Source organism: Pedobacter sp. 01N416 (assembly GCF_056399685.1).
Genome location: NZ_JBFTRT010000136.1, coordinates 1 through 10,061, shown reverse-complemented (window position 1 = coordinate 10,061; position 10,061 = coordinate 1). Strand labels below are relative to the sequence as shown.

The 10,061-nt window shown below is 37.4% G+C and carries 8 protein-coding genes; 5 read left to right on the top strand and 3 right to left on the bottom strand.

Features of this window, described 5'->3' with window-relative positions; translation table 11 throughout:
* Nucleotides 1-54: 54 nt before the first annotated feature.
* Nucleotides 55-753 carry an NUDIX hydrolase gene (locus tag AC1DND_RS09590; RefSeq protein WP_215128033.1) on the bottom strand — a complete coding sequence of 233 codons (699 nt, stop codon included), beginning with the start codon at nucleotides 751-753 and terminating at the stop codon, nucleotides 55-57.
* A gap of 160 nt (nucleotides 754-913) precedes the next feature.
* On the opposite strand from AC1DND_RS09590, the gene AC1DND_RS09585 reads away from it, so the two are divergent.
* The 3 genes from AC1DND_RS09585 to AC1DND_RS09575 are packed head-to-tail and all read left to right on the top strand — an operon-like array spanning nucleotide 914 to nucleotide 4,853.
* On the top strand, nucleotides 914-1,975 hold the full coding sequence (locus tag AC1DND_RS09585; RefSeq protein WP_477581135.1) for a UDP-glucose--hexose-1-phosphate uridylyltransferase: 1,062 nt from the start codon (nucleotides 914-916) through the stop codon (nucleotides 1,973-1,975).
* A 10-nt stretch (nucleotides 1,976-1,985) separates the two neighbouring features.
* Nucleotides 1,986-3,137 carry a galactokinase gene (locus AC1DND_RS09580; protein WP_477581134.1) on the top strand — a complete coding sequence of 384 codons (1,152 nt, stop codon included), beginning with the start codon at nucleotides 1,986-1,988 and terminating at the stop codon, nucleotides 3,135-3,137.
* A gap of 39 nt (nucleotides 3,138-3,176) precedes the next feature.
* The gene (locus AC1DND_RS09575) at nucleotides 3,177-4,853 is read left to right on the top strand and encodes a sodium/sugar symporter (RefSeq protein ID WP_477581133.1); all 1,677 of its coding nucleotides are present in this window, start codon (nucleotides 3,177-3,179) and stop codon (nucleotides 4,851-4,853) included.
* A 266-nt stretch (nucleotides 4,854-5,119) separates the two neighbouring features.
* Here the strand turns inward: AC1DND_RS09575 and AC1DND_RS09570 are convergent, their stop codons facing one another.
* Complete coding sequence (locus AC1DND_RS09570) at nucleotides 5,120-6,373, bottom strand: Na+/H+ antiporter (RefSeq protein WP_477581131.1); 1,254 nt, start codon at nucleotides 6,371-6,373, stop codon at nucleotides 5,120-5,122.
* A gap of 289 nt (nucleotides 6,374-6,662) precedes the next feature.
* Complete coding sequence (locus AC1DND_RS09565; RefSeq protein ID WP_057934255.1) at nucleotides 6,663-6,977, bottom strand: RNA recognition motif domain-containing protein; 315 nt, start codon at nucleotides 6,975-6,977, stop codon at nucleotides 6,663-6,665.
* Nucleotides 6,978-7,196: 219 nt separating this feature from the next.
* On the opposite strand from AC1DND_RS09565, the gene AC1DND_RS09560 reads away from it, so the two are divergent.
* Nucleotides 7,197-9,182: a sialate O-acetylesterase gene (locus AC1DND_RS09560; RefSeq protein ID WP_477581129.1), complete on the top strand. Its 1,986-nt coding sequence runs from the start codon at nucleotides 7,197-7,199 to the stop codon at nucleotides 9,180-9,182.
* A gap of 113 nt (nucleotides 9,183-9,295) precedes the next feature.
* Complete coding sequence (locus AC1DND_RS09555) at nucleotides 9,296-9,688, top strand: nuclear transport factor 2 family protein (RefSeq protein WP_477581127.1); 393 nt, start codon at nucleotides 9,296-9,298, stop codon at nucleotides 9,686-9,688.
* The last annotated feature ends 373 nt before the right edge of the window (nucleotides 9,689-10,061 follow it).

Below are 10,061 nucleotides of genomic sequence, written 5' to 3'. Positions count from 1 at the left end.
GGATTAACCTATCATTATGAAGAGCAATAGGCTAATCGTGCGAAGAAATTTAATTTAAACCTTTAAATTTGGCATTAAGTTTAAGAACGCCTGCGAATTAGCATGGTATTTCTTTTTATCTAATTTAAAATAGAATGCTCCTTTTTTAGAACCTGTTCTATCTTTTTCAGCTAGCTTAATCAATAGTCCGGTTGAAGTAATTTTACGGCTGAAATTCCTGGTATCGATTTTAGTATCGTTTACTTCCTCAAAAAGTATATGCAATTGTGGGATGGTGAATTTTTTAGGGAGCATTTCAAATAAAATAGGATGGAGGGCAGCCTTGTATCTTAATTTTTTTCGGGCATCGGCAACCATTTGGTTATGATCAAAAATAAGTTTTGGCCTATCGTTGATCAAAAACCATTCTGCCTCGTAATCGTCATTTAACTGTGCCTCATATTTATGGATATCAATAAGGGCAAAATATCCAACAGAAAGTGTTCTTTCAATTGGGTCGCGGTCAGGTTCTCCATAAATCTGCATCTGCTCCAGGTAAACACCTTCCAAACCTGTCATTTTTTTGAGTACCCTGTTCGCTGCATCGTCTGGACTTTCATTTGCACCCACAAAACCACCCATTAAACTCCATTTGTTTATCTCGGGTTCTAAACCCCGCTTAACCAACAGAATTTTGAGGTGTTCACCGTCAAACCCAAACACTATGCAATCAACAGCAACCAGATAATGTGGCTGCCTAGAATATTCAATCATTTTTATCCGAGATTTTAAAGGGCTTAATATGTTCAAATTTTCACGAAAATAAAAATTATTATTAATTGTCGTTTTGACAATTAATAATAATTTTATAATTTGGCGGCTTAGATGGGTTAAGCTAAATGCTTTCTTTTCTTTAACCAATTGAAAATATAAGATGAACCAAACATTCGAACTCGATAGTAATCCACACACCAGGTTAAATATATTAACTGGCGAATGGGTTTTAGTTTCTCCGCACCGTACTAAAAGGCCCTGGCAGGGTAAGGTTGAAGATGTAACACCAGATAACCGTCCGGAATATGACCCTAAATGTTATTTATGTCCTGGTAATGGCAGGGCAGATGGCGATAGCAATCCAGAATATACCGAAAGTTTTGTTTTTAACAATGATTTTGCTGCGTTGCTTGAAGATACGCCTGCAGGTAATATGAACGAAGAAGATTTATTGGTAGCCAATAATCAGAGAGGGCTTTGCCGGGTGATCAGTTTTAGCCCGAAGCACAACCTCACACTTCCCGAAATGAGTGTCGAAGCCATAACTGCCGTGGTAAATGTCTGGCAAAATGAATTTAATAGCCTTGCCGAAAATGATTGGATCAAGTACATTCAGATTTTCGAAAATAAAGGCGAAATAATGGGCTGTAGTAATCCACACCCACATGGTCAGATCTGGTCGCAGAGCGATATTCCATTAGAAATTGCTAAAGAAACCGAACGTCAGAAAACCTTCTATGCTATTCACAGAAGAAGTTTGCTTGGCGATTACTTAAAACTGGAGCAAAAGAAAAAAGAGCGTATAGTATTCGAAAACGATCATTTTGTGGTACTTGTCCCTTTTTGGGCAGTTTGGCCTTACGAAACCATGATTATCAGTAAACGCCATATAAATAGCATTAAATTGTTTACAGAAGCTGAGAAAAAATCGTTAGCTGATGCCATTAAGGTATTAACAACCAAATATGATAACCTGTTCGAAACCTCTTTCCCATACTCTGCAGGCATGCATCAGGCACCAGTAAACAATGGCTATTACCCTGAATGGCACTGGCACATGCATTTTTATCCACCATTGTTGCGTTCGGCATCAGTTAAAAAGTTTATGGTCGGTTACGAAATGCTAGCTAACCCTCAACGCGATATTACCCCTGAATTTGCCGCTAGCCGTTTAAAAGAGATGTCTGTAGCCCACTATAAAATCAACAAAACTGAAGACTAAATATTAAATAATGAATGCACAGGATTTAAAAAATACATTTAAAAAACTTTTCAACGCTGAGCCTATTTTAGTGCGTTCGCCTGGAAGAATCAATATCATTGGCGAGCATACCGATTATAACGGCGGTTTTGTAATGCCTGCTGCTATAGATAAAGCCATTTATGTAGCCATATCAAAAAGAGAAGATAATGAAATACATTTATTTTCAGAGAGTTATCAGCAATTTGATATTTCATCGATCAAAAACCTGAAAAAATCAGAGAACAGTTGGGCCAATTACATTTTAGGCGTTGCCGATCAGTTAAAAGAAAGAGGCCATCAGTTGGGTGGCTTTAATTTTTATATCGATGGTGACGTGCCTTTGGGTGCTGGTTTATCGTCGTCTGCTGCTGTAGAATGTGCTACTGGCTTCGCGCTCGATCAACTTTTTTCACTTTCCGTTCCGAAAATGGATATTGCATTGATTGCACAAAAGGCAGAACAGACTTTTGCTGGTGTTAACTGTGGAATTATGGATCAGTTTGCCTCTGTATTTGGCAAGAAGGACCAAGCCATTATGCTCGATTGCAGATCGATGAAACACATTTATATCCCATTAAAATTAGATGGATATAAACTTTTGCTTTTAAATACGAATGTAAAACACGCACTTGCCGATTCTGCCTACAACAAAAGGAGATCACAGTGCGAACAAGGTGTTGCCTGGGTAAAGGAGCATTATCCAAATGTAAGTACGCTTCGTGATGTAGATTTAGCCATGTTAGAAACCCATGTTAAACCAAAAGATCTGGAAGTTTACACCAAATGTAGTTTTGTAGTGAAAGAAATCGGCCGTTTATTAACCGCTGCGGAGCAACTGGAAAATGGTAACCTGCAAGGTTTGGGTAAACTGATGTTCGAAACGCATGAAGGTTTAAGCAAAGATTACGAAGTCAGCTGTAAAGAATTAGATTTCCTGGTTGATGCGGTTAAACCTCTTGATTATGTGTTAGGTGCCAGGATGATGGGCGGTGGTTTTGGTGGTTGTACCATCAATATTGTTAAGGAAGAAAAAATTACCGATTTAATTGAAGCGTTATCTTCAAAATACTTACTACAGTTCGGACTCAAGCTTGGTTCCTACACCGTTCAAACTGATAACGGAACCAGCTTATACAGCTAAAAATTAAATAACCCAAGGTATACTAACCAAAATAAATCAATGAAAAACAATTTACTAGACACGAAGGATTACATTGTATTTGCAATTTACTTCGTTATTGTGGCCGCTTATGGGCTCTACATTTATAACAAGAAAAAGTCGGAATCTACAGGTTCTAAAGATTATTTTCTTGCTGAGGGCTCTTTAACCTGGTGGGCAATCGGCGCATCGTTAATTGCATCTAATATTTCTGCAGAGCAGTTTATCGGTATGAGCGGATCAGGCTTTAAAATGGGATTGGCCATTGCAACCTACGAATGGATGGGCGCATTAACCTTAGTGGTTGTTGCGGTATTCTTTATTCCGGTTTACCTGAAAAACAAAATTGCTACAATGCCGCAATTCCTACATCAGCGTTATAACGGAACGGTGGCCATGATAATGGCTGTTTTCTGGTTATTACTTTATGTTGTAGTTAACTTAACCTCGATCCTTTACTTAGGTGCTTTAGCAGTAAGCAGTATTTCTGGTTTCGATTTAAGTTTCTGTATGTACGCCATTGCAGGTTTTGCCATTATTATTACGCTGGGTGGAATGAAAGTTATTGGATATACTGACGTTATTCAGGTGTTTTTCTTAATTCTGGGTGGTTTGGCCACTACCTATTTGGCTTTAAACTTAGTTTCTACCCATTATGGAACGACAGGTGTTTTTGAAGGCTATAGTTTAATGACTTCAAAGGCTTCTGAACATTTTCACATGATTTTAAAGCCAGATAACGAAAATTATATCGATTTACCTGGCTTAAGCGTGCTTGTAGGCGGTATGTGGATTGTGAACTTAAATTATTGGGGCTGTAACCAATACATTACTCAACGTGCTTTGGGTGCTAACCTGGAGACTGCCCGCGGAGGTATTCTTTTTGCTGCATTCTTAAAATTATTAATGCCAATTATTGTCGTGTTACCAGGTATTGCAGCTTATGTTTTATATAAAGATGGTGCCTTTCAAGCGGAAATGCTACAAGATGGATCAGTAAACCCAGACCGTGCATATCCAGTATTACTGAATTTACTGCCCGCCGGATTAAAAGGACTTTCGTTCGCAGCATTAACCGCTGCAGTGGTAGCCTCTTTGGCTGGTAAAGCAAATAGTATTGCAACTATTTTTACACTGGATATTTACAAGAAAGTATTAAAGACCGATGCTACTGAGAAAAATTTGGTAACAACGGGTAAGATTTCGATTATTGTAGCGATGATTCTTGGTGTATTAATTGCACCACATTTAGGAATCGATAAAAAAGGTGGTTTCCAATATATCCAGGAGTATACAGGTTTTGTTTCTCCAGGTATTTTTGCCATGTTTATTTTAGGTTTCTTTTGGAAAAGAACAACTTCAAGTGCGGCACTATTCGCTACCATCGGTGGTTTCGGCTTATCAATTTTACTTAAATTCTTACCTAAACTTACCGATCTTTCATGGTTATCAGGAATGGGTTTCTCTGTTAAAAATGCAGCTGGAGTTTATGAAATTCCATTTTTAGATCGGATGGGCTTTGTATTTGTATTCTGTATTCTTGGTATGGTGATCATCAGTTTAGCGAGCAACAAAGTTAAGGCAGAAGCTAAAGGACTGGCCATCGATGCTAAAATGTTTAAAACCTCAACCAGTTTTGCAGTAGGGGCTTTAATCATCATCGGATTATTGGTTGCACTTTATAGTGTATACTGGTAAACGATAATGTATAAAATAGAAAAGGGATAAAGTCATTAGATTTTATCCCTTTTTCGTTTAAAATATCCGCTTACTTATAAATTTAAATCTTAATGTTCTTAACCCCTTAATGATAAAACTAACCATTCTAAAAGATCCTGAAACAAGTTCAGGAAGACAGCTCTCTTTCTTGTAATCGTCATGCTGTCCCGAAGTTTCGGGATCAGCATCTTTCCTGTAAAACAAGTTGAAATTAATGGTGCTTTATAATTTACGCCAATAACCAGTTATTTATCCTCTTCAGTCGCCAGTTTCTTCACCAGCCATGGCAAGGTGAGCCCTTGTCCGATTAAGGTAAACAATACCACTACAACAGATATAAATATAATAGCATTACGTTGCGGAAATGCGCTTCCATCCGATAAAGTAGCTGGTAATCCAATGGCAATGGCCAACGAAACAATACCCCTCATGCCCGACCAGCTGATGATCAAACTGTTCTTGAAATCAAGCAATGCACCCTCAGTAATGCGGTGTTTCCCTTTCTGAAAGGCTTTTTGAAGATTGAATTTTTGTAGGAAAACACGGGCCATTCTTAACAACAGCGCAACAATAGTAATCACCAGCGAATAACCTATGTAAGGTAAAATATCGGCACTGTTAATGTTTTTGTACACATAAGGGAATTGTAGCCCAATTAAAATGAAAATCAGCCCATTCAATAAAAAAATAATAATATCCCAAATGTTTTTTGATTGGTTTTTAAGTTGTTCAGGAAATACTTTGTTGCTAAACCTCGAAATGCCCAATCCTAAAATAACAACTGCAATAACACCAGAAACATGTACTTGTTCTGCAATTAAATAGGTAACAAAAGGCATCAACAACATAAAGCTGATGGTGGCCAAACGGTTACTATGGATTCTTTTAATAATGAAGGCGAGAATTTTCGACATCACCATGCCGATTAAGAATCCACCAGCCATTAAAAGGGCAAACTCAAGCGATGCTTTCCAAAATACAAAGGCTGTTCCTGTTACAGCAGCAACCGCAAAACGATACGCTACCAGTGCAGAAGCATCGTTAACTAAGCTTTCGCCCTCCAATATGGTATTTGTTTTGTGAGACAAACCTAATCCTTTGGTAATACTCATGGCGGCAACTGCATCAGTAGCAGAAAGGATCGCACCTAATACAAAAGATACCGGCCAGCTCATCCCCGGAATCATATAGTGGGCAACTACAGCAATACCAATAGCGGTGATAAAAACCAGCGTAATGGCCAATGTAAATATGGTGTTGATATTGGTTTTAAATTCCTTGAATGAGATATTAAAAGCGGCATCGTAAAGCAATGGTGGTAGGAATATCAAAAATATAATTTCAGGATTAATGTCAATTGGTGGCAAAGATGGAACAAAACCCACCGCTATTCCAGCTATAATCAATAAAATAGGATAGGGGATTTTAATTCGATCGGCTACAGCAGAAAGGCCAATCATCACAGCTAAAATAAATATTACAATGGCATAATTTTCCATATCGGCAAAACGCGTTTAATAGAAGTCGAAACACTTACTTGCAAAATATATGTTTAGAACTGGATTAAAAAGTTTCTGGCCGAAATAAATTAATCGATGAAACGAGGGAATGTCTAGAATTCTACAGTGATAAATGCAGTTAATTAGAAGAAGAAAACTTTAATGTCCTTCAATTCTTAATGATACAGTAAAAAAAGAAAGCATGGATGCATTGCTAAAAAGAGATAACACCGTTTTATAATACGGAAAAATTACAGGGGAAGAATGAAAAATATAGATTAAGAGTGAATTAGCGCTGCAACCTAGGCCTTTTACTCTTAAAAGGTTGATTGGTTTTTGGCTTTGCGGCTTGAACACCACTTTCCTCTTCCGATATTTTAACTGTAATTACATTGCCTTTAAAAGTTTCTCCATTTAAGGTAGATACAATATTTTTAGCATCCGGTAAACTGTATATTTCTAAAAAAGCATAGCCTTTACACTTGCCGGTAGCTCTATCGCGAACAATTTTAATCGTTTCTACCCTACCATGAAGGCTAACCAATATTGCCAAATCCATCTCTTGGATATTGTCAGGAAGGCCACCTATAAAAATCTTAACCATTAATTCAGTAATTTGAGAGAACATCCGATTAAATCAAGCTTAAATCCAGAATTGTTCTTTTAGACCTGCAAAATAAGCAAAATGATATTCTTACCCAAACTAATTAAATGAATTTTGCCTCATTTTTATCATAAATTTGTGAAGAGCAGACATATATATTGATGTTGACAGACATAAAATGTACATTCGCTTTCTAATCATCAAAAAATAGGTTAAAATATGAGCATCTCTAAGTTAAAATCTATACTCATTATAGCATTATTCCTCTTCAGTTCGCTACTAGTACAGTCAAAAATTTTATTGCCGTCAGTATTTAGCGACAATATGGTTTTGCAGCAAAAAACAAATGCGGCCATTTGGGGTAAAGCCACAGCTGGTAAAGCCGTTAAGATAACGGTTTCGTGGAATAAAATTAATTATGGGGCTATTGCCGATGCCAGTGGCAATTGGAAAATTAAAGTGGCAACGCCAGGTTACGGCGGTCCATATTCCATCACCATTTCCGATGGAGAATTATTGGTGCTAAACAATGTATTAATAGGGGATGTTTGGATTTGCTCAGGCCAATCGAATATGGAAATGCCTTTAGCGGGGTGGGGAAAAATCCTTAACCACGAAAAAGAAATTGCTGATGCTAAATTTCCAAATATCCGTTTATTGCAGGCAGAACATATTACCAGTAGTTTTCCACTTAACGACGCCAAAGTGACTAATGGTGGTTGGCAGGAGTGTAACCCAAAATATATTGCTGAGTTTTCTTCTACAGCCTATTTCTTCGCCCGTGAAGTGTATGAAAAAACTAAAATCCCTATTGGCCTAATCCATACCTCATGGGGAGGAACAATTGCTGAAGCCTGGACAAGTGCCGAATCGCTTAAAAAAATGACCGATTTTTCTGCCGCAGTTGATAAGATCCAAAAATTAGCTAAAAATCCATCAACAGTTTCTTACGAAGAAAAACTGCAGAATTGGATTAAAATGACAACCGAGAAAGATTCGGGTTATCAGGCTGGAGAAACAAAATGGGCTTTGGCAGAAACTATAAACTGGAAAAGCATGACTTTGCCGACTTTGTGGGAAGATGCAGCCCTTAAAAATTTTGATGGCATTGTATGGTTTACAAAAAAGATTAACATCTCCGAAAACTGGAAAACAAACGGTGCTAAACTTAATTTAAGTACAATTGATGATAACGATATTACCTTCGTAAACGGAGTAAAAGTGGGTGAAACGGTAGGGTATAATGTTGCTAGAACATATACGATCCCTGCAAATCTGCTCAAAATAGGTGAAAATACCATTACCGTTAGGGTTTTTGATAGTGGTGGTGGTGGCGGTATATATGGTGATGCCAAAGATTTGACCTTAACAAACAACACGGCAGAGAAAATTTCTTTAGCTGGCGACTGGAAGTATAAAGTGGGTGTAGATTTTAAAAATATTGAAGCTAAACCTTATGAAGAAAATGGCCCTAACAGACCAACCGTTTTGTACAATGCGATGATTCATCCTTACCTGCAATTTTCAATTAAAGGTGCCATTTGGTATCAGGGAGAAAGTAATGCCGATAGAGCTTACCAATACCGCGAATTATTTCCAACGATGATTAAAGATTGGCGGCAGAAATGGGGGCAGGGAGATTTTCCATTCTATTTCGTTCAACTGGCCAATTTTATGCAGATTGATCGTTCTCCTGTAGAATCCGCCTGGGCAGAGCTTAGAGAGGCCCAACAAAGAACACTTACACTACCGAATACAGGCATGGCTACCATTATTGATATCGGTGATGCAAAAGATATTCACCCTAAAAACAAACAAGAGGTGGGTAGAAGGTTAGCCATAATTGCCCTGGCTAAAACATATGGTCAGAAAATAAACTATTCTGGCCCCATTTATCAATCAAATAAAGTAGAAGGAAAACAGATCCGTTTAACTTTTGGCAATACAGAAAATGGATTAAAAGCAGTAGATGGTGCCGCATTAACCGGTTTTGCCATCGCTGGATCAGATAAGAAATTTTATTGGGCCAAAGCAAGCATCCAGGGGAATCAGATCATCGTAAATAGCGACCAGGTGGCAAATCCTGTTGCGGTTCGTTATGCATGGGGAAATAATCCTGTGTGTAACCTGGTTAGTAATGATGGCTTGCCGGCATCACCATTCAGAACAGACACCTGGCAAGGCCTTACCTTTGCAAAGAAATAATTGGTAAAAAATTTGTGCAATGTGTGTGGTTAAATCCGTGTAATGCAGGCAATATTTAAAGTTACGCTATTCTTTATGGCTTACTTTATATTTTTACTGGCTAACCGGAAATTATGCCAAATACTTTATCAGACCAGGAAACCATTCTCCTGATTGCCGACCTAGAAGAAAAATTATTAGATGGGTTTAAAAGAACAGAYCTGAACACACTCGATTTATTGTTTGCCGATGGGATGCTTTTTCATGATCAGTATGGTAATGTGCTTGATAAAGAGATGGATCTGGAAGCTTACCGGAGTGGCATGATCAAAATTAATAAAATCAACGTATCCAAACGGGAAATACGTGTTTTTGAATCTATTGTTATTGTTTCTGCAAGTCTTTTTATTAAGGGAAGTTATTCAAATATTTTACTTAACGGCAAATATCAATGGTTAAGGGTTTGGGGTAAAGTGAGAGAAGATTGGAAAGTAATTTCTGCCAGTTGTACAAGCATTTCAGTATAAAATATTTGCTTAAAAATAAGAACGGGGAATAACCAATGGCTATCCCCCGATTCTAAATTAACGCTCTCTAGATCTAATATAGAACTAATCTCAGTTTCAACCAAAAGCTTGATGACAGAACAAGGCAAATGCTTACCCTGGCAAGTTAAAAATAGGTATATATCACAATCTGGTGTAAACCTCCAGGCTTGCAAACTGTATAATTTTTTACCTTTCAATTTATTATTTTCAGCCTTTAGGTTTGCTTTAACCAACTTAACATTGCTTTTTGAATTGTTTGAATATAAGATTACTAAATCGTTTTAATATTCGCTCATATTTATTAGTTTTATGAAATATTATCTAACCAATAATCCTTTTATGAAAAGAATAT

What these genes read in the sequence shown, in the direction of transcription:
- AC1DND_RS09590 (WP_215128033.1), bottom strand. Translation starts at nt 753, where the DNA reads ATGATTGAATATTCTAGGCAGCCACATTATCTGGTTGCTGTTGATTGC.
- AC1DND_RS09560 (WP_477581129.1), top strand. Translation starts at nt 7,197, where the DNA reads ATGAGCATCTCTAAGTTAAAATCTATACTCATTATAGCATTATTCCTC.
- AC1DND_RS09575 (WP_477581133.1), top strand. Translation starts at nt 3,177, where the DNA reads ATGAAAAACAATTTACTAGACACGAAGGATTACATTGTATTTGCAATT.
- AC1DND_RS09565 (WP_057934255.1), bottom strand. Translation starts at nt 6,977, where the DNA reads ATGGTTAAGATTTTTATAGGTGGCCTTCCTGACAATATCCAAGAGATG.
- AC1DND_RS09585 (WP_477581135.1), top strand. Translation starts at nt 914, where the DNA reads ATGAACCAAACATTCGAACTCGATAGTAATCCACACACCAGGTTAAAT.
- AC1DND_RS09570 (WP_477581131.1), bottom strand. Translation starts at nt 6,373, where the DNA reads ATGGAAAATTATGCCATTGTAATATTTATTTTAGCTGTGATGATTGGC.
- AC1DND_RS09580 (WP_477581134.1), top strand. Translation starts at nt 1,986, where the DNA reads ATGAATGCACAGGATTTAAAAAATACATTTAAAAAACTTTTCAACGCT.